This window comes from Flavobacterium sp. FlaQc-47, from assembly GCF_044006475.1.
Lineage (GTDB): Bacteria > Bacteroidota > Bacteroidia > Flavobacteriales > Flavobacteriaceae > Flavobacterium.
Map to the genome: position 1 here is coordinate 556,860 of NZ_JBIPCQ010000004.1, position 21,555 is coordinate 578,414.

The following is a 21,555-nucleotide window of genomic DNA, read 5'->3' on the forward strand; positions in this document are numbered from 1 at the left end:
ATTAAAATTCAACATTAAAACCAAAAGTTATTTGTCTCGGCGTTGGGTAACGTCCGTTATCAACACCTGATAATAATGCGTCCTGGTTATAAGAACCCACTTCAGGATCATATCCTTTATATTTAGTAAATGTGAACAAATTTTGTCCTGAAGCGTACAGCCTCAATCTTGATAATTTTAGTTTTGAAATAACATCCGAAGGCAAAGAATACCCTAGAGTCACATTCTGAATTCTTAAATAAGATCCATTTTCAATAAAGCGCGTCGAAACTGCATTATTGATATGATCGTAAGTTGATGGCGCTGGTAAAGAAGCATCCAGATTTGAAGCAGAATAAAAATCAGCAGCTTCGGTTAAATAGTTTGTCCCTAAATTACTGTTCATTGTACCTGAAGCACGCGTTAAATTCATTAACTTATTCCCTGCCGTTCCCTGCACAAAAACAGATAAATCGACATTTCTATATTTAAAGTTATTGGTAAAACCATAAGTGAATTTAGGATTTGGATTTCCAATATTCACCATATCTTTTAAGTCAATAACACCATCGTTATTTTGATCTTTGTAAATCACATCTCCTTTTTGAAAACTTGGCAATAATGAATTTGTTCCGTTTTTAAGGACCACTTTATTACCCGTTGCATCTGCATGACCGTAAGTTGTCAAATCGTCATCTGTTCTGTAAATTCCTAAAGCCTCGTAACCAATAAAAGAACCTATTGGCAAACCTTCCTGAGTTCTTGAAACAGTTACGGTATTATAAGCAAGCGTTCCCATTGTTTTCACAATATTTAATCCCGCCATATTCGTAACTTCATTTACATATTTAGTAAAGTTTAAGTTAGCATTCCAGGAAAAATCTTTTGTGAATTGATTGGTATAACCAAGTGTAATCTCAATACCTTTATTTTCCATGCTTCCAAGATTAAAATACGGAGGATTTACACCACCTTCATAATCTCCACCACCAGAAAGATAGTTAGGCAAAGGCACCTGATACAAGAAATTTTTAGATACTTTTTTATATAAATCAACCGAAGCCGTTAGTTTTGATTTGAACAAAGCAAAATCTAATCCCAAGTTAGTCTGATCCTGAGTTTCCCATTTCAAATCTTTATTTGGTGTATTTGATGGCAAGTAAGATGTTCCCATGGAACTATTAATCAAGTGTAAATTTGCGTCATATAAATTATTTCCAATTTGGTTATTTCCGGTTTGTCCCCAACCAAATCTAATTTTTATACCGTCAACATATTTTTTAGTTCCTTCCATAAAAGATTCATTAGAAAGTTTCCATGAACCACCTACAGAACTAAAAACGCCCCATTTATTACCCACGAAAAACTTTGAAGAACCATCAGTTCTAACCGCTGCTGAAATTCCGTATTTATCTCCATAATCATAAACAACCCTTCCTAAATATGAAGCTAAAGTTTGAGTTCCTGAATATACACCGCTAGTAACCGCTTTAGGCAAATCTGAAGCTGCAAGCGATTTATCATTATTATCTTTATAGCCTTCACCCGTAATCGTATATCCTTCCCAATGCGCTCTGTTAGATTCCTGCACTGCCAGAACTGTAAAGTTGTGTTTACCAATAGTATTTCTATAAGTAAGCATGTTTTTTAAGTTCCATGAATTTCCGCTTGAAGGATTGTAATATAAATTAGCAAAACTTTTTACCGCATTTCCTAATGAGTACATAGGATCAAAACGCTCGCCTAAATTGTCATATAAATAACCACCGGCTTCAAAACGATATTCTAACCCTTTAAACAAATCAACCTGAGTATAAAAGTTTCCTGAATAATTTTTTCTTACCAATGTATTAGATCCTAATAAAGATGTTGCTACAGGATTAACAAACGATGTAGCTCCTCCTGCAGGCGGACCTGCAAAGGCTCCCGATAATTCTCTAACTGCCACATCCGGAGTTGCTAATAAAGAAGTTGCCACTACACCATTAAACTGACCGTTTAACGTTAATTTTTCATCAGTAATGGCACCGCTTACGTTAATACCAACCTTAATAAATTTATTAACTTTTGCATCAACATTAGTTCTAAAGTTATATCGTTTAAAACCAGATTCGATTACAATACCTTCCTGATTTAAAACTCCACCGGATATGTAGTAATTAACTCCTTCTTTTCCACCAGAAAAAGACAACTGATTTGAAGTCATAATTCCGGTTTCATAAATTGCATCCTGCCAATCTGTTCCCTGTCCTAAAACTTCAGGGTGAGCAAATTCAGGACGTTTAGACGTAGGATCATAAACCTCAGCCAAAGCATTTTGATGAACCGCATATTGCTGCAAATTCATAGAATGTAATTTCTTAGGCAGATTACTAATAGAATAAGAATTCTCGAAAGATAATTTTCCAGTTCCTTTTTTACCGGATTTTGTAGTTACAATTACAACTCCGTTTGCTCCACGAGAACCATAAATTGCAGTTGCAGAAGCATCTTTTAAAATATCAATAGATTCAATATCATTAGGATTGATAAGCGCCAAAGGACTTAAGGTAATATTACCTGAATTAGAAAAGTTGGAATTTCCCGAAGCATTTCTACCAGAAGTAGAGGAGTTACGGGCATCACCTGAAATTGGCACACCATCAATTACATATAAAGGCTCATTTGTTCCTGTTAAAGATGAAACACCCCTGATTTTTACCGAAACATTACTTCCAGGTTCCCCTGAATTGCTGCTTACAACAACACCGGCAGCCTTACCCTGCATCATCTGGTCAAATGAAACGACCTTTAAATTCTCAATATCTTTTGAACTAATACTGGAAATAGCACTGTTGATGTCTTTTCTCTTTTGAGTTCCGTAACCTATCACGACTACATCTTTTAAGTCTTCAGCATTCGTTTTTAAAACTACGTTGATTGTTTTATTGGTTCCAACAGCTATTTTTTGAGTATTAAACCCGATAAATGAGAATACTAAAGTTGAATTTGCAGGAACATCAATTGTATATTTTCCGTCGAAGTCAGTAGAAACAGTAATTTTTTGTCCCACAACAGAAATATTTGCTCCCGGAATAGAAAGTCCCTTTTCATCTGCAACAATTCCTGATACTTTTACCTGAGCCGAAATAAAATTACTGGTAAGTAACAAAAATAAAATCAAAGGAACTGCTCTGTGGTTAGCGTTCCAATGAATGAAGTTAGTCATTAGTTTTTTCATAATAAAGTTTGGTTAGTTTAAATTTGTTATCCATAATTCAAGTTGTAAAAGGTTGGTGTTTTAAATCTTAAATTATTTAACAAATCTATAACAGTAGAAAACATTAAATCGATAGTATTATATCATTTAATGATAATATTTTTACTATACCACTTTAAAAAAACACATATGAAAATAAAATACAATAAAAATTACATTATTCGCAAACACAGCCAGTTAAACCACTATAAACTATAAATAAAAATTAACAAAACCGTCAAAATGCAAACGATTTCGTTAAAAATAATATTTGTTTGTGCAAAAAAAGTATCACTACAGAATACGCTTTAATCCAGAAAAATCTTCTCTATATTGGCTCGGCGTACAATTTTTAATAGCTTTAAAACTACGATTGAAGTTCGCAATATTATTAAAGCCGGATTTAAACGCAACTTCAGACACACTCATATCCTTTTCTACAAGCCAGCGCGCAGCATAACCAATACGGATATCATTAATATAATTCACAAAAGTTTTTCCGGTACGTTTTTTTATAAACCGATTAAAAGAAATAATCGACATACTCGCAATATTAGCAACATCCTCTAAAGTAATTTTTTCTGCAAAATGTTTCTGTACATATTCATAAACCAGTTTCATTTTATCATAATCATCAAACGTATCATAATCGACCGTATAAGTCGAAAGTAAACGTTGATTTCTGGAATTTGCCAAATCATATAATAATGATGTGATTTCAAGAAAATAGTCCATACCATCTAGTTTGGAGAGTTTTACTAGTCTTGGCGTTAATTCTTCAGCAACTTTTTTAGAAAATAAAATCCCGTGAATCGATCTATTGAACATATCCCGAATTGGATTCATAATACGCCTCGCAAGAAAAGATTCGTGAAATAAATCATTATGAAACTGAATCGTAATTTCATGAATTTTTTTACTTGTGCACTTATTTAATTCCCAGCCATGATATAAATTTGGACCAATCAAAACTAATTCGACATTGTCAATTTCTTCAATATTATCGCCCACAACACGCTTCACTCCTTTTCCGTTTAAGATGAAATTGATCTCAAATTCCGGATGATAATGCACCGGAAAATCAAAGTTATCTTTCACTCTGTCGAAAACTAAAAAACTATCTCCAGCCGAAAGCGGAGCAATTTCTCTGTAAAAATTTTTAGTGCTACTCATCTTTAAAAACTATTTTAGAAAGTAATATTGATTTTTTTGTTTGCAATAATATGATATATAATTGATAAAATAATATTAATTAGACAATAAACATCCGATTATCTTTGAAAAATAGAATTATCATTTTTATAAAAACTATATTGATAATAAACATTAATCATTTTTAATGCAATATCTTTTTATAGTTTTGATAATTTTAATCCAAAATCAGTATCAAATTTCAAAATAAGAAATTGGTTACTTTTTAATTCATTGCCAATTTATAAATCACAGTTATTAAACTGAATAACAAGCATACTTGTAATGAAAAAAAACATTATGACCTTAATCTTTGCAGTAGTTACAGGAATTTCATGTTCTGGACAGCGTGCTGACAGTAATACTAATTTGTCACTTGCAGATAAAAAAGCAACACCTGAGACAGTTTCTCTGTATAAAAAACTGAATCAATTAGTGCAAAAAGGATATATGTTTGGTCATCAGGACGATCTTGCATACGGTGTAAACTGGAAATATGAAGACGGTCGAAGCGACATAAAAGATGTTGTTGGTGATTATCCCGCAGTTTACGGTTGGGACCTTGCAGGTCTTGAAAAAGACAGTCCGAACAATATAGACGGTATTCCGTTTGAAAAAATGAAACAATATATAGAAGAAAGTAATGCAAGAGGCGGCATCACAACCATAAGCTGGCATTTTGATAATCCTGCAACCGGAAAAAGCGCTTGGGATAATACGCCAAATTCACTTAAAACCGTTTTGCCGGGTGGAGAAAATCATCAAAAATTTACCATTTGGTTAGATAAAGCAGCAAAATATCTTTTATCTCTAAAAGACAAAAAAGGAAAAAACATTCCAATCCTGTTCAGACCTTATCATGAACTTACCGGAGGTTGGTTTTGGTGGGGTAAAGGAAATTGTACCCCGGAAGAATTTAAAGCATTGTGGAAATTCACCGCTGATTATTTACAAAAAAAAGGAGTTCATAATTTGATTTATATTTATAACACCGGCGGTTTCAACTCAGCAGAAGAATTTTTAACCAATTATGCCGGAGATAATTATGCTGATATTCTAAGTTTTGATTCCTACCAGAACAATGATGACAAGGAAGGAAAAAAGTTTATTGACGAAGTACAAAAACAGCTTAAAATCATCAACGAAATTGGTATAAAACAGCATAAATTAATTGCGATAGCCGAAGCAGGTTATGAAGCAATTCCAGACCCAAAATGGTGGACAGGAACATTATCAAAAGCGATTGGCGATTATAAAATATCTTATGTTTTATTATGGAGAAATCACGGCTGGCAGGAAAAAGAGCAAAAAATGCATTATTACGCGCCATTTTCAGGACAAGTAAGCGAAAAGGATTTTGTTGAATATTATAAGCTTGATAAAACCTTATTTGAGAAGGACATCGATAAAAATTAAAAATTGAGAATTAAAAATTAAAAATCTGCTTAAATCTGCGTGATCTGCGTGCAAAAAAAATTCAACACATAGAAACATAGATTTTATAGTTTAAAAAAAAGAATACAAAAGAAAGCAAGCTTACTCACATAGGTGACTATTGTGTTTTATTAAAAGTGAAATGCCTTTATAGATTCCAAAAAGCTATGTTTCTACGTGTTTAAAATTGCGTTCCAAAAAAAAATCTGCGTGATCTGCGTGCAAAAAAAATTCAACACATAGAAACATAGATTCTATAGTTAAAAAAAAAGAATACAAAAGAAAGCAAGCTTACTCACATAGGTGACTATTGTGTTTTATTAAAAGTGAAATGCCTTTATAGATTCCAAAAAGCTATGTTTCTATGTGTTTAAAATTGCGTTCCAAAAAAAAATCTGCATGATCTGCGTGCAAAAACATTAAAATAACTAACCAAATCTAAACCACAACCATAAAACAAAACCTAAATGCACGACAAAATTAGTTTAAAAGAAAAAGTAGGTTACGGTCTTGGAGATGCCGCATCATCCATGTTCTGGAAAATTTTCAGTATGTACCTTCTCTTTTTCTACACAGATGTTTTCGGACTGGCACCTGCCGTTGTTGGAACCATGTTTTTGATTACCAGAATTTGGGATTCATGTTTTGACCCAATCGTAGGCATCATAGCAGACCGAACAAAAAGCAAATGGGGGAAATTCAGACCCTATTTATTATGGGTTGCCGTGCCTTTTGCCGTAATTGGCGTTTTAACTTTTTACACACCTGATTTTGACGAAAAAGGAAAAATAATTTATGCCTACGTAACATATTCGGCAATGATGATGATTTATTCCTTAATCAACGTTCCGTATGCATCGCTTTTAGGTGTTATGTCATCTGATCGAAAAGAAAGAACGACACTATCATCTTATAGAATGGTATTTGCCTTTGGAGGAAGTTTATTAGCACTTTGGTTAATTGAACCTTTAGTAAATTATTTCGGCGGAAGCCTGAATTCTAAATCGGGTTGGCTGGCAACAATTTCCGTTTTCGGATTTATTACAACCGCTTTTTTCTGGGGATGCTTCTTCTTCACAAAAGAAAGGGTAAAACCAATTTCAGACGAGAAAAACAACTTAAAAGAAGATTTACAGGATTTACTAAAAAACAAACCGTGGTGGATTTTACTGGGTGCCGGAATTTTTATGTTGGTTTTTAATTCTATTCGTGATGGAGCAGCCGTTTATTATTTCAAATATTATGTCAGCAGCAGCGTCAACTTTGATTTTTCACTTTTTGGAACGGATTTTCACATGACGCCAACTTCAATTTATTTAGTTCTGGGACAAGCAGCAAACATCATCGGAGTTATTGCTGCTACGCCAATTGCCAATAAAATTGGTAAAAAGAAAACCTTCCTTGGCGCAATGGCATTAGCCGCAATATTGAGTTTGATATTCTACTTATTCGGAAAAAATGATGTTTTCCTAATCATGAGTTTCCAGGTATTAATCAGTATTTGTGCCGGATGCATCTTCCCGTTAATTTGGTCAATGTATGCAGACAGCGCTGATTATTCTGAGTGGAAACAAGGACGCAGAGCCACAGGATTGGTATTTTCAGCATCGTCAATGTCACAAAAATTTGGGTGGACAATTGGCGGCGCCGGAGCAGGATGGCTTTTGGGTTATTACGGTTTTCAGGCAAATGTTGAACAAACTGCCACAGCTCAAAACGGAATTCAGCTAATGTTAAGTATTCTCCCCGCCATAGCAGCAATAATATCAGTCGTTTTTATCGCATTCTATCCATTATCCGAAGAAAAACTTCAGATAATTGAACAGGATTTAAACGAAAAAAGAGATCAAATAAATTAAAATAATACAGATACAGAAATCTATTTATATGACAGCAATAGCCACTTCAACTACATTTCAGGATAGAAAAGTAGCATTAGAAAAAGAACACAATACACTAATCGGGCAAAAAAATACTCCTCAGGATACTGCTGGAAACGGCATCTACGAACGCTATAAAAACCCGGTTGTTACGGCAGCTCACATACCATTGAACTGGCGTTTTGACTTAAACGAAAAAACGAATCCGTTTTTACAGGAACGAATTGGAATGAATGCCGCTTTTAATGCCGGAGCCATGAAATGGAACGGAAAATATTTGCTTGCTGTTCGTGTAGAAGGAATCGACAGGAAATCTTTTTTTGCTATAGCAGAAAGCCCAAACGGAATAGATAATTTTAAGTTTTGGGACAAACCATGCGTGATTCCACAAACCGAAGAACCGGATACAAATGTTTATGATATGCGTTTGATTCATCATGAAGACGGTTGGGTTTACGGTATTTTTTGTACCGAAAGAAAAGATCCAAAAGCACCAAAAGGCGATACAAGTTCGGCTGTAGCCAATGCCGGAATTGTACGTACAAAAGATTTAATACACTGGGAAAGACTGCCGGATTTAATTTCGAATACGGGACAACAACGTAATGTAGTCTTGCATCCCGAATTTGTAAGCGGAAAATATGCTTTATACACACGTCCGCAAGATGGTTTTATTGATGTTGGTGCTGGCGGCGGAATTGGTTTAGGCTATGTTGAAGACATGACAAAACCGGTTGTAAAAGACGAAAAAATTATTTTCGGGAAACAATATCATACTATTTATGAATTGAAAAATGGTCTTGGTCCCGCTCCTATCAGAACTGAAAAAGGATGGCTACATCTTGCACACGGAGTTCGTAATACTGCTGCGGGATTACGTTATACGCTATATATGTTCATGACAGATTTGCATGATATTACAAAAGTAACCCACGTTCCGGCCGGACATTTTATGGGACCTGAAGGAATTGAGAGAGTTGGTGATGTATCGAATGTGTTATTCTCAAACGGATGGATTGAAGACAATGACGGAACCGTTTATGTGTATTATGCCTCATCAGATACGAGAATGCATGTTGCAGTTTCATCTGTAGAAAAACTGGTTGATTATGTCACAAATGCACCGTCAGATACGTTTATATCAGCAGGTTCTGTAAAAACAATTATCAATCAAATCGAAAAAAATAACGCAATATAATTACCGTGTCAGTACAACTAAAGCAACTAAAATCTGAATTATCAACAGAACTTGAATCCATTTTAAACTATTGGTCGACACATACTGTAGACAATGAAAATGGCGGTTTTATAGGTCAGATTGATTTTCACGATCACATTATTGCCAATACCGAAAAAGGGGCTGTTTTAAACGCAAGGATTTTATGGAGTTTTTCGTCAGGTTATAAAGTAACTAAAAACGAAAGTCATAAAAAAATTGCCGAACGTGCTTTTGAATTCTTGTCAAACAATTTTTATGATGCTGAGTGTGGAGGCTTATTTTGGAGTATTAACGCTGACAAAACACCAAAGGACACTAAAAATCAAATTTATGCTTTAGCTTTTGCGATCTACGGTTTATCTGAATATTATACAATTTCTAATGATGATAAAGCCCTGGCAATTGCAATAAATTTATATTTAAAAATACAAAAACACAGCTACGATCCCGTAAACAAAGGCTATTTTGAAGCTTTAACCCGCGATTGGCAGCCTATTGATGATTTACGTTTGAGTGATAAAGATGCCAACGAAAAGAAAACCATGAACACTCATTTGCATATTGTTGAAGCATATGCAAATTTGTTTAAGGTGTGGAAAGATAAAGAGCTTCAAAGTAATATTATTGAATTATTACAAACCATAGAAACTCATTTTATCAATACACACACAGGTCATTTACGCTTGTTTTTTGATGAAAACTGGCTCGAAAAACCAGATGTTATTTCGTACGGACACGACATTGAAGCTGCCTGGCTTTTATTGCAATGTGCCGAAATTAATGAAGATGAAAATCTAATTGCGAATTACAAAAAATATGCGATTCAAATGGCAGAAGTGACCAAAGAAGGTCTGGATTCTGACGGAGGTTTATGGTATGAATTTGATCCCGAAAAAAACGAATTAGTTGCCGAAAAACACTGGTGGGTTCAGGCAGAAGCTTTAATTGGTTTTTATAATGCCTATCAATTAACCGGAAATGAAGACTATTTACAAATTGTTGTAAAGAACTGGGAATTTATTAAAAACCATATTTTAGACAAACAAAACGGCGAATGGTATTGGGGAATTAACAAAGACAATTCGCTTATTGAAAAAGACAAAGCCGGATTCTGGAAATGTCCTTATCATAACAGTCGTGCTTGTTTAGAACTTATTTATAGAATAAAAATGGAATAAATTGCCCGCTGATTTTACGGATTAAACGGATTTTCGCAGGTTTACATTTTTTTTGTCATTGCGACGGAGGAGAAATCACATCTAGTATTCGACAACAGTGTGCGCTCAGCTTATGTGATTTCCAACAATAAGCTTTATGAAGATAAGACCTAACAGTTTTTGAAAACCTGTTAGGAGAATAAACATCTCATCAAATGGAGATTCCTAGCCCTGATAGAAGTGGAAATCCTTTTATTTTTTTTCTTTAGAAAAAATAAAAGATTGAAACGGATAGCAGGATTAGCTCCTAAAAAAATAAATAATGAAAAATATATTTCTAAAAACCCTCGGATTAGCTTTAATTTTCTCGACAATGGCTTGTCAGGCGCAGGAACGAATTACGGTAAAAGGAACGCAATTTTACAAAGGCGATAAACCGTACGCGTATATTGGAACGAATTATTGGTACGGAAGTTTACTGGCGTCAAAAAAAGTAGGCGACAGAAAAAGATTGATTCGGGAACTGGATTTAATGCAAAAAAACGGAATCGATAACCTCCGAATTCTTGTTGGCGGCGATGGCGGAAAATATGATTTCACCGTACGTCCGGCGTTGCAATACGAGCAGGGAAAATACGATGAAGATTTGCTTGACGGATTGGATTTCCTGATCAATGAAATGAGCAAACGTAAAATGTATGTGGTTTTGTATTTGACAAATAACTGGGAATGGTCTGGCGGAATGTCACAATATTTAGAATGGAATGGCAAAGGCGCGATTCCGGTTCCCGCAATTCCACCCAATACGTGGCCGCAATTTATGAGTTATACAGAGCAATTTCATAGCTGTGAACCTTGTATGAAAGCTTTAGAAAATCATGTGAAGTTTATTATTGGAAGAACAAATAAATATTCAAAAAAGAAATACAACGAAGATAATACCATTATGGCGTGGCAGGTTGGAAATGAGCCGAGACTTTTTACGGTAGAAAACGAAAAAAAATTTACCGTTTGGCTCAATACTATTGTAGATTTAATTGATAGTTTAGATAAAAATCATTTGGTTTCGACAGGTTCTGAAGGAAAAAACAGCTCGAACGACAGCATGGAAATTTTCGAAAGAACACATCAAAATCCCAATATTGATTATCTGACCATGCACATCTGGCCGAAAAACTGGAATTGGTTTAAGGCTGATAGCGCCGAAAAAACGATGCCAACAACACTTGAAAATGCCGGAAAATATATTGATGATCATATTAAAGTGGCCAACAATTTAAAACGCCCCATTATCATTGAGGAATTTGGTTTACCAAGAGAAAATGAAAATTTAACCGCAGGAACTTCTGTTGCAAACAGAGATATTTTTTACAATTATATTTTTAGCCGTGTTGCCGAAAGTGTCAAAAATAACGGTCCGTTGCAGGCGGCGAATTTCTGGGGTTTTGGCGGTGAAGGAAAAGCGGTTACCAAAGACGGAAAATGGAATCCCGGCGATCCTTTAACAACAGATCCTCCACAAGAACCACAAGGTTTAAACTCTGTTTTTTCGAGTGATAAATCAACTCTCGATATTGTAAAAAAATACAACAAACAGCTTACAAAAAATTAAATTATTTAAACCATATAAGTTCATGTAAGAGATTATAAGCTAAACTTTGTGCTATTATTAAATGAACTTAATAGCACTTATATTGTGGAAAAATTTAAACCATATAAGTGATATAAGAAATTATAAGCAAACCTTTGTGCAATATTATATAAACTTATATAACTTATATGGTTTAAAAACACTCAAACATGAAAAAAGTCTTTATTCTTTTTTGTTTCGTATTTATTAATCTTGCATTTTCGCAGAAGAAGCAGGATTTTGTTTTGAACTCTCCGGATGGGAAAATTGAAATCAAAATTTTGGTGAATGATAAAATAAGCTGGACAATTTCTCATGAAAAGGATGTGATTTTGTCACCTTCGGCAATGTCTATGACTTTGGATGGAAATGTTGTTTTAGGAAAAAATGCTGTTGTTTTAAATTCAAAAAAAGAAAGTGTAGATGCGTCATTTGAATCTCCGTTTTATAAAAAGAAATCGGTTCAAAACAAATACAATCAGCTTACTATAAACTTTAAAAATGATTTCAGTATTGAATATTGCGCTTTTGATGATGGCGTTGCGTATCGTTTTATTACCAAAAAGAAAAAAGATATCACCGTAAAATGGGAAGAGGTTACTTTGAATTTTGATCAGGATTATAACACTTTAATACCTTACGTTCGTGATCTGCGAAATCCGAAAGATCCTTTTATTTCCTCGTTTGAAGCGCATTACGAGAATAAAAAAATAAGTGAATTTTCTAAAGATACTTTGGCATTTTTACCTTTTTTAATTGATTATAAAAACCATAAAAAAGCGGTTTTCTTAGAAGCAAATCTCGAAGATTATCCGGGATTGTTTGTAACCAACAACACTTCGAAATCTGGTTTTGAATCTCGATTTTCGAAATATCCATTACAGGAAAAAAACGGAGGATTCAACAATATAAATCGTTTAATTACAGAAAGGGCAGATTATTTGGTTCAAACAAAAGGAACAAGAAATTTTCCGTGGAGAGCGATTGTTATTTCAAATAATGATGCGGCTTTAGCGAATAATGATATGGTTCAAAAATTATCTGAACCTTCAAGAATAAAAGACATTTCATGGATAAAACCTGGAAAAGTAGCTTGGGATTGGTGGAACGACTGGAATATTTACAACATCGATTTTAAAGCCGGAATCAACACGCAAACCTATAAATATTATATTGATTTTGCTTCTAAAAATAAAGTCGAATATGTAGTTCTGGACGAAGGCTGGAGTTTAGAAGATGATATTATGAAACACAATCCGAATGTCGATCTCGAAGCTTTGATTGCATACGGAAAAGAACGAAATGTCGGTATTATTTTGTGGAGTTCCTGGATGGCTTTAACCAAAAACACAGCAGGAATTTTAAAGAATTATGCTGATTTGGGAATCAAAGGTTTCAAGGTTGATTTCTTAGATCGGGACGATGCTAAAATGGTAAATTCAGTTTATGATATTGCTCAAAAAGCAGCAGATCATAAATTGATTTTGGATTTTCACGGAATGTACAAACCAACGGGAATTCAGAGAACTTTTCCTAATATCCTCAATTTTGAAGGCGTAAAAGGTTTAGAAAATAATAAATGGACACCAAACGACGATGTTCCGCTATATGATTGTACGATTCCCTTTATCAGAATGATGGCGGGACCAATGGATTACACGCCCGGAGCGATGCGAAATGCTACAAAAAGTGAATTCAAACCAAGTCATTCCAACCCAATGAGTCAGGGTACAAGATGCCATCAACTGGCACTTTACACCATTTTTGAAGCGCCTTTGCAAATGATGGCAGATAGTCCGACAGCTTACATAAAGGAACAGGAAAGCACTGATTTTATTGCTAAAATTCCAACGACTTTTGATGAAACCGTTTCCTTAAACGGAGAAGTGGGAAAATTTGTGACAATCGCCAGAAAAAAATCAAACACATGGTACTTAGGTTCGATAGCCAATTGGGATTCCAGAGAAATTACAATTGATTTTTCTTTCCTTGAAAAAGACAAAAAATTCGAAGCAGAAATTTTCTCTGACGGTTTAAACGCTGATAAAGCGGCTGTTGATTATAAAAGGGAAATTATTACCGTAGATTCTAATACGAAATTAAAATATCGATTGGCATCAGGCGGAGGTTTGGCAATGATTATTCAATAAAATCATTCAATTCATTATGTCATTCTATACGTTTGCAAACCCGACAGGTTTTTTTAAACCTGTCAGGTTTATATTGTAAACGTGATATTATTTATTAAAAATCAAGATAATATCTTCTCAATCGCATTTAATTCATCTTGAGAAAATTCCAGACTTTGCAAACAATCAATATTATTATTTAACTGTCTCACAGAACTCGCCCCAATTAAAACCGAAGTAATTCGTTTGTCTTTTTGCAGCCAGGCCAATGCCATTTGCGCCAAAGATTGGTTTCTATTCTGCGCAATTTCATTCAGTTGAACTAATTTCTGGATTCTTTCACCAGTAACCTCATCTTCTTTTAAATGTCCGTTTGGATTATGCGCTCTCGAATTTTCCGGAATTCCTTTTAGATATTTGTCCGTTAAAAGACCTTGTGCCAAAGGCGAAAAAGCAATACAACCCACCCCTTTTTCTTCCAGAACATCAAGTAAACCGTTTTCTACCCAACGCTCTAACATCGAATATTTTGCCTGATGAATCAAACATGGCGTTCCCAATTTCTTTAAAACATCAACTGCAACACGTGTTTCTTCTGCCGAATAATTACTGATTCCCACATACAATGCTTTTCCACTTCTTACGGCGTAATCTAATGCCATCATAGTTTCTTCAATTGGCGTTTCTGGATCCGGACGATGCGAATAAAAAATATCGACATAATCGACTTTCATTCTTTTTAAACTTTGGTCTAAACTTGATAATAGATATTTTCTAGATCCCCAATCGCCGTAAGGTCCATCCCACATGGTGTAACCCGCTTTTGTCGAAATAATAATTTCATCGCGTAAGTTTCCCTGAAAATTATGCCATAATATTTTACCGAAGTTAGTTTCAGCAGAACCCGGAACCGGTCCGTAATTATTGGCTAAATCAAAATGCGTAATTCCTTTATCAAAGGCTTCGACCGCGATACTTTCGGCATTATCAAAATTATCTACTGACCCGAAGTTGTGCCATAATCCTAAAGAAATCTCAGGCAGCAATAACCCACTTTTTCCACATCTGTTATATTTCATTATTTTAGATTAATTGGTTGGTATTTTTAATAGATTTTAAAGGTAGAAAACTAACTTCAATAATTAAAAATCTAATTTGTCTTTAATTTTTTAAATTTGTTTAAATAATAAAATTATGGAAAATAACTGGCAAAATTTAATTTCGATAAATCCAGATATCAGATTTGGCAAACCTGTTATTACCGGAACCCGAATTTGTGTATCAGATATTCTTTCTTGGCTTTCTACAGGAATGTCTTTTGATGAAATTATCGAAGATTTTCCAGAATTAAAAAGAGAAGATATTCTTGCTGCTTTGGCTTTTGCTGCTAATCGAGAGAATATTACAAAAATAATTGCAGCATAATGAAATTACTTCTTGATGCAAACATCTCATGGAGATTAATTAAGATAATTGGAAATGATTTTTCAAAGAGTTAATGATTTAGAAATATATTAATAAAGTTTTTATAATCGGCAAAGTTGCAGAGGCGCAAAGTTTTTTTTAAGTTTTAAGATTGAATAGCGTCCAGCTTTAGCTGGACGTAAAAATAGCTCAAACAAAAGGCTTTAGCCAAAACGTTATAGTTTGGGCTAAAGCCTTTGCTTTTTTTTAATATAAATTCCCAAGCTAAAGCCAGGGGCTATTCAAAAAACTTTGCGCCACTGACTTTGCGCGATTAAACTTTTATTCTTTTATTTCAAAACCACTCTCCAAACCTGTATCAGAACTTCCGCCCACCATAATTTTAAAAGTTCCCGGTTCAACTAAATAATTTCCATCATTATCATAAAAGCCAAGTTCCTTTTCCGTCAAAGTAAAAGTCACGGTTTTAATTTCTCCTTTTTTCAAATTCACCAATTCAAAACCTTTTAATTCTTTAATTGGTCGCACAATGCTTGCGAATTCATCATGAATATACAATTGTACCACTTCTTTTCCATCATAATTTCCGGAGTTGGTAACCTCAACTGTAACCTGTACACTTTCACCTTTTGCAAAAGCAGTTTTGCTTACTTTGAGGTTTTTATAATCAAACTTCGTATAACTCAATCCAAAACCAAACGGATATTGAGGCGTTTTCTCTACATCCATATAATGTGACCAAAAAACGTTTTTATCACTATCAATAGGTCTTCCCGTACTATATTTATTGTAATAAATAGGAACCTGACCCACATTTCTCGGGAACGACATAGGCAGTTTTGCACTTGGGTTATAATCTCCGTATAAAACCTGTGCCACGGCATTTCCGGTTTGAGTTCCTAATTGCCAGGCTTCTACAATTGCCGGAACATTTTCTGCTGCCCAAGGAATACTCAACGGACGACCGTTATTTAAAACCAAAACAATATTCGGATTCACTTTATAAACTTCTTCCAACAATTCTTGTTGCAATCCCGGTAAATTCAAATCGGTTCTGCTTCTGCCCTCGCCGCTTTGAAAGCCGTATTCACCTAAAACCATTACAACAACATCGGCATTTTTTGCGGCTGTTTTTGCCGCTTCAAATCCACTTTTATCTGTTGTATTAAAAACTGTTTCCGTTAAAAATGTCGCTTTTTGCGAAAGTAAATCAACTCCTTTTTCAAAAACCAGTTGATTGTCTTTATATTGCTGCATCCCTTCTAAAACCGAAACAGCTGTATTGTCATCTGCCGCAATTCTCCAACTTCCAAGAGGACTGTTTTTATCGTTTGCCAAAGCGCCAATCAAAGCGATTTTTTGTCCTGATTTTTTCAGCGGAAGCAAATTCTTATCATTCTTTAATAATACAATAGACTTTTTCGCCATATCCAGAACGCCATCGTTATTGGTTTTACTTCCCACCACAGCTTTTTCACGTTTCTCATCGCAATATCTGTAAGGATCATCAAATAATCCCAATTCAAATTTCACGCGCAAAATTCTGCGAACGGCATCATCAATCAAAGCTTCTTTTACTTTTCCTTCTTTTACCAAAGTGGCTAATTTTGCCACATACAAATACGATTCCATATCCATGTCCGAACCTGCAATTACGCCTTTTAAAGTTGCATCATTTTCGTCCTTAGCATATCCGTGCGCAATCATTTCGCGAATCGAAGCATAATCTGAAATTACAAATCCATCAAACTTCCATTTTCCTTTCAGGATATCTCTTTGCAGAAAAACATTTCCCGTTGCCGGCACTCCATTCAAGGTATTAAAGGAATTCATAAACGTACGAACACCCGCCTGAACCGTAGCTTCAAAAGGAGGTAAAACCGAATTATACAATTTAGAATTACTAATATCCACAATATTATATTCCAATCCCGCCTCAACATACCCATACGCCGCAAAGTGTTTTGCGCAAGCTGCGATCGTATTTATTTTAGCCAAATCATCAATCGTTTCACCCTGAAAACCGTGAACTCTGGCAATCGCAATTTTACTTCCTAAATATGGATCTTCTCCTGCGCCTTCCATCACACGACCCCAACGCGCATCATTTGCTACATCGACATTTGGACCAAAGGTCCAGTTAATTCCAGATGCCGAAGCTTCATCCGCAGCAATTGCCGCCGATTTTTTAATCGCTTCTAAATCCCAACTCGCAGCTTCTGCCAACGGGATAGGGCTTAACGTTTTATAACCATGAATTACATCAAAACCAATTATTAGCGGAATTCCCAATCGGGTTTCTTCCACCGCAATTTTCTGCACCGCGCGAACTTCCTTCACTCCACGAACAGTTAACATCGAACCTACCCATCCTTTTCGCAAATGTTCGTATTTCAGTTCCGCGGTTCCGCCTTTTGGAGCCGGTCCCGTTACATCCCAAAACCCGTTATATTGATTCATCTGCCCCACTTTTTCCTCCAGAGTCATCAAAGGCAAAAGCAGATCAATTCGTTGTTCAATTGTTTTATTTTTATCCAGATACGGTTTTTTCTGTGCATTCATATTTCCAACAGTAAAAAGGGCAAAAAACCCAATTGTTATTATTTTATTTTTCATTGGTTAGTTAGTTTAGTAATTTGGGCGTGTCCCTTCGGGTCGGGCTATCCGTTTCAAGTCCTCGCACTTCCTTCGTCAGGCTGTGGGCTTTTCACTACTATCCCTCACGCGATTTACGGTAAACGACAACTTTTTTGTTTCTTATTTTTCTATACGCAATTTTGTCATTTCGAGGTACGAGAAATCACACTAGAAACTCTGCAAAAATAATCATCAACCTTTGTCGAATTACGAGTGTGATTTCTCCTCCGTCGAAATGACACAAAATGAATTAATTCCCTTTTTTTGTCGCATTAGTTTGCGGGCTTCGACTCCGCTCAGCCTGACATAAAATGAGATAAAAAAATCAGTAAAAATCCGTTTAAATCCGTACAATCCGTGGACCAATTCTCTACTCAGTTATAAAACAAGAAGCTGGCAAATTCGCTTTATTAAACAAATCAGATTGTATCGTATTTCCCCACGCAAATCTTACTTTTGCAGGAATAGCAACTTTTTTACTTGTCAAAATCACTTCATTATTTTTAATCGAAGTTTCTGCCGGATAAAATATTCCATCGGGTCCAGCCAATTCAAACTGATTTGAAATTTTATTTTTGAAATGCAATCCATCCGAATAATCAAAAGAAACGATCGCTTTGTTTTTATCAATCTTTAAATCTTTAAAAAGTGGCCCGTTTACCAAATTAGAATTGACTTTATAAGTATCAGCCAAAGCCAGATTCGCCAAACGAATTCCGACATCTTTTTTATTCTTTGGATGAATATCAATCGTATCCGAAATATCGCTGATTACGACCATTCCGGTTTTCGACACTTCTTTTAGGACTTTTCGTTGAGAATCCCTGATAGTAACGTTCGAGAAATTATTACTACCAGTTTTATAAGGTGCAATTTGTACAAAGTAAAAAGGAAATTCATCATTCCAGACTTTTCGCCACGAAGTAATCAAAGCCGACAAGGTTTTATCATAAACTAACGAACCCACATTCGATTCTCCCTGATACCAGAGTGTTCCTGCAATCTTGAAGCCAACAAATGGGTAAATCATCGCATTATAAGCACGCCCGGGTTGGCGTGGTCCGTATTCCTGTTCGTTTAGTTTTTTAGCATTTTCCAGCAAAACCAGATCGTTCTGAACTACTTCTTCCGGCATCCAGATTTCGGCAGGAGTTCCACCCCAGTTGGAAGAAATTAATCCTATTGGAACATTTTTTAAATCTTCTTGCAGGCGTTTGGCAAAAAAGTAACCAATCGCGCTGAAGTTTTTCATGGTTTCCTGAGTCGATTCGACCCAGTTTCCCAAGAGATTATTTTGAGGTGTTGTTGCTGTTAATTTCGGAACGGTAAAAAAACGAATGTTGGGGTTTGTGGCATTTTTCATTTCTTCTTCGCCATTATCAATTCCCCAACTTACTGACATTTCCATGTTTGATTGTCCGGAACAAACCCAAATTTCACCAATCAAAATGTTTTTCAGCACAACTTCATTATATCCTTTTATAGCAATTGTGTAAGGTCCGCCCGCTTGAGGCGTTTTAATATGCAATTCCCATTGCGCCTGATTATTGGCAACCACTTTATATTCCTGATTGTTCCAGCTCGAAACTAATTTGATTTCTTCTTTGGGATTTGCCCAACCCCAAATTTTCACTTCGGAATTGCGTTGTAAAACCATATTGTCGCCAAAAATATTCGGAAGTGTAACGTTTGCCATCATAGTACTGGAAATCATCAGAATGAAAACAAACTTAAATATATTATTTTTCATTTAAGAGCTTTTTTAGAAATGGAGCATATTCATTAGCTAAAACCTTATGGTCTGCCACATCAGGATGTCCCAAACAGCCTTTTGGTGTCATAGGCTTAAATTTAAAAATCAGGATGGATTTATGAGTTTTGTCTTCCGCGAAAGCGTTTTTTACTTTAGTCAGGCAATCTTCAAAAATAACTCCTCTTTCTCCGCCAACCATTGGGCTGTTTGTAATTACAATTTGGGCTTTCGGATTGTGTTCATAAAGCATTTTTATAAAGTTGATGTAATTCGAAACATACTTTTCAGGATTAAAAGGCAAACGTTCTTTTTTCCCGTCTCCACCTGAAAAATCATTGGTTCCCAAAGCAATACTGATAATATCAGGCTGAAAAGCAAAATCGTATTTAGGTTTAGAATTATCTTTTGTCAAATACAAATTTTGATACACATCCGGCATTATGGCTTCGTCCTTATTTTCGTCATTCCAGTTTCTGTACATTCCAATTCCGGAAACAGAACTCATCAAATAATCCACATCAATTTCTCTCGAAAGCACCGGTCCATAAGCATAATAACCGTTATGATGATCAAAATATTCTCCTTTATCACAATCAACCGAATCGCTCGCTGCGCCACACGTAATAGAATCACCAACAAACTCGATTTTCTTCTTCTTTTTAGCAACAATAGAAGTTACGTTTGCCGTTGTTCCTGCAAATAAAATATTTCCGCTCTGTGCCTCTGTATTTTTATAAATTTCAAGTTTGTGAATTTTTGTATTTGAAATTGTTTTTATTGGAAAAGATTGCGCAGGTCCTTTTTCAATTCTCAATTTTCCGAGGTATTTTCCGTCTAAAACCAAAGAAATATAATTATGATGTTCCCATGCATCAATGCTTTGCAACGAAATATCACATTTGTTGCCGGTAAAATTAAATGAAACCGAAGAAGCGGTTCCAATTAAAACAACAGTATTATTTTGAAGTTTTTCAACCCGTCCTTCATATAGAAATTTACCGGTTTTGTTTTGTGCAATTGAAACAAACGAAATCAGCAAAAACGAAATTAGAAAGGCTATTTTTTTTTGAAACATAATTTATTTGTTAAATATAAATGTGATTCACAAATATACCCGAAATTAAACAGTCAAAAAGATACTAAAACATCAAAAAGTAATAAAAAATCACCAAAAAAAAACTTCGATTTTTATCTATTACCAAAATTCATTTCTTTGATTTTCAAAATGAACCGCCTATCTTTATAAATTAAATCGCACAGATACTTCCTCCCAAATGAAATTAGCCTCTTATATATTATTATCCATCTCTTTTTTATCCTGCTCTTTTACATCAAAGGAAAAGAAAACGTTAATCGACCCAATAGCAAAAACGCAAACAAATACTGAAAGGGATTCCCTTGTACTTTATGCCAGGCAATACTTAGGAACGCCGTATTTATATGCCGGAAGCGATCCGAAAAAAGGATTTGATTGTTCCGGATTTGTGAGTTACGTTTTTAAAAATTTCGGTAAAGATTTACCCAGAAGTTCCGGCAGCTATAAAAACTTAGGTACGGCATTACAACCGGAAGATTTTAAAGTAGGAGACATTTTAGTTTTTTATGGCTATCAGGACAAAAGCATTATTGGGCACTTAGGAATTATTTGCGAAGCTAACGGAATGAAGTCAAAATTTATACATGCCTCTTCTGGAAAAGTAAGCAGCGTAACGATTACTTCACTTGATACAGAACATTATACAAAACGTTTTTATAAATGTATTGACGTTTTATCTAAATAGTTTTTTACCACGAATTACACAAATTTACACTAATTTTTTACTTTGAAATATTAAAAATAATTCGTGTAAATTTGTGTAATTCGTGGCAAACCTTTTTAAACT

General features: G+C 34.9%; 14 protein-coding genes. 8 read left to right on the forward strand and 6 right to left on the reverse strand.

Annotated elements, in window-relative coordinates:
• Position 1: 1 nt before the first annotated feature.
• The gene (locus ACHRVX_RS15670; RefSeq protein WP_395333836.1) at positions 2 to 3,199 is read right to left on the reverse strand and encodes a SusC/RagA family TonB-linked outer membrane protein; all 3,198 of its coding nucleotides are present in this window, start codon (positions 3,197 to 3,199) and stop codon (positions 2 to 4) included.
• A gap of 312 nt (positions 3,200 to 3,511) precedes the next feature.
• Positions 3,512 to 4,390, reverse strand: a complete 879-nt coding sequence (locus ACHRVX_RS15675; protein WP_213304827.1) for an AraC family transcriptional regulator — start codon at positions 4,388 to 4,390, stop codon at positions 3,512 to 3,514.
• 318 nt (positions 4,391 to 4,708) lie between these two features.
• Here ACHRVX_RS15675 and ACHRVX_RS15680 point away from each other — a divergent pair, with 318 nt between their 5' ends.
• From ACHRVX_RS15680 to ACHRVX_RS15705, 6 genes are all read left to right on the forward strand, one after another.
• Complete coding sequence (locus tag ACHRVX_RS15680) at positions 4,709 to 5,824, forward strand: glycoside hydrolase family 26 protein (protein ID WP_395333838.1); 1,116 nt, start codon at positions 4,709 to 4,711, stop codon at positions 5,822 to 5,824.
• Between the two features lie 485 nt (positions 5,825 to 6,309).
• Entirely contained in the window at positions 6,310 to 7,701 is a 1,392-nt protein-coding gene (locus tag ACHRVX_RS15685) for an MFS transporter (protein WP_395333840.1), read from the forward strand.
• 28 nt (positions 7,702 to 7,729) lie between these two features.
• The gene (locus ACHRVX_RS15690; protein WP_395333842.1) at positions 7,730 to 8,920 is read left to right on the forward strand and encodes a glycosidase; all 1,191 of its coding nucleotides are present in this window, start codon (positions 7,730 to 7,732) and stop codon (positions 8,918 to 8,920) included.
• 5 nt (positions 8,921 to 8,925) lie between these two features.
• Positions 8,926 to 10,119, forward strand: coding sequence for an AGE family epimerase/isomerase (locus ACHRVX_RS15695; RefSeq protein WP_395333844.1), 1,194 nt, complete (start codon positions 8,926 to 8,928; stop codon positions 10,117 to 10,119).
• A 301-nt stretch (positions 10,120 to 10,420) separates the two neighbouring features.
• Positions 10,421 to 11,710, forward strand: coding sequence for a cellulase family glycosylhydrolase (locus tag ACHRVX_RS15700; protein WP_395333846.1), 1,290 nt, complete (start codon positions 10,421 to 10,423; stop codon positions 11,708 to 11,710).
• A gap of 188 nt (positions 11,711 to 11,898) precedes the next feature.
• Positions 11,899 to 13,878 (forward strand): glycoside hydrolase family 97 protein, encoded by a 1,980-nt coding sequence (locus ACHRVX_RS15705; protein ID WP_395333848.1) that lies wholly within the window; start codon positions 11,899 to 11,901, stop codon positions 13,876 to 13,878.
• Between the two features lie 101 nt (positions 13,879 to 13,979).
• On the opposite strand, the gene ACHRVX_RS15710 is transcribed toward ACHRVX_RS15705, so the two are convergent.
• The gene (locus tag ACHRVX_RS15710; protein WP_395333850.1) at positions 13,980 to 14,936 is read right to left on the reverse strand and encodes an aldo/keto reductase; all 957 of its coding nucleotides are present in this window, start codon (positions 14,934 to 14,936) and stop codon (positions 13,980 to 13,982) included.
• 115 nt (positions 14,937 to 15,051) lie between these two features.
• Here ACHRVX_RS15710 and ACHRVX_RS15715 point away from each other — a divergent pair, with 115 nt between their 5' ends.
• Positions 15,052 to 15,282, forward strand: a complete 231-nt coding sequence (locus ACHRVX_RS15715) for a DUF433 domain-containing protein (RefSeq protein WP_395333852.1) — start codon at positions 15,052 to 15,054, stop codon at positions 15,280 to 15,282.
• A gap of 321 nt (positions 15,283 to 15,603) precedes the next feature.
• On the opposite strand, the gene bglX is transcribed toward ACHRVX_RS15715, so the two are convergent.
• The 3 genes from bglX to ACHRVX_RS15730 all read right to left on the reverse strand — a co-directional run bounded on the left by bglX (position 15,604) and on the right by ACHRVX_RS15730 (position 20,747).
• Positions 15,604 to 17,898: a beta-glucosidase BglX gene (bglX, locus tag ACHRVX_RS15720; RefSeq protein WP_395333854.1), complete on the reverse strand. Its 2,295-nt coding sequence runs from the start codon at positions 17,896 to 17,898 to the stop codon at positions 15,604 to 15,606.
• A gap of 391 nt (positions 17,899 to 18,289) precedes the next feature.
• On the reverse strand, positions 18,290 to 19,669 hold the full coding sequence (locus ACHRVX_RS15725; RefSeq protein WP_395333856.1) for a sialate O-acetylesterase: 1,380 nt from the start codon (positions 19,667 to 19,669) through the stop codon (positions 18,290 to 18,292).
• Positions 19,659 to 20,747 (reverse strand): GDSL-type esterase/lipase family protein, encoded by a 1,089-nt coding sequence (locus ACHRVX_RS15730; protein WP_395333858.1) that lies wholly within the window; start codon positions 20,745 to 20,747, stop codon positions 19,659 to 19,661. The genes ACHRVX_RS15725 and ACHRVX_RS15730 overlap by 11 nt, the downstream gene beginning before the upstream one ends.
• Before the next feature lie 199 nt (positions 20,748 to 20,946).
• On the opposite strand from ACHRVX_RS15730, the gene ACHRVX_RS15735 reads away from it, so the two are divergent.
• On the forward strand, positions 20,947 to 21,453 hold the full coding sequence (locus ACHRVX_RS15735; RefSeq protein WP_395333860.1) for a C40 family peptidase: 507 nt from the start codon (positions 20,947 to 20,949) through the stop codon (positions 21,451 to 21,453).
• Positions 21,454 to 21,555: the final 102 nt, after the last annotated feature.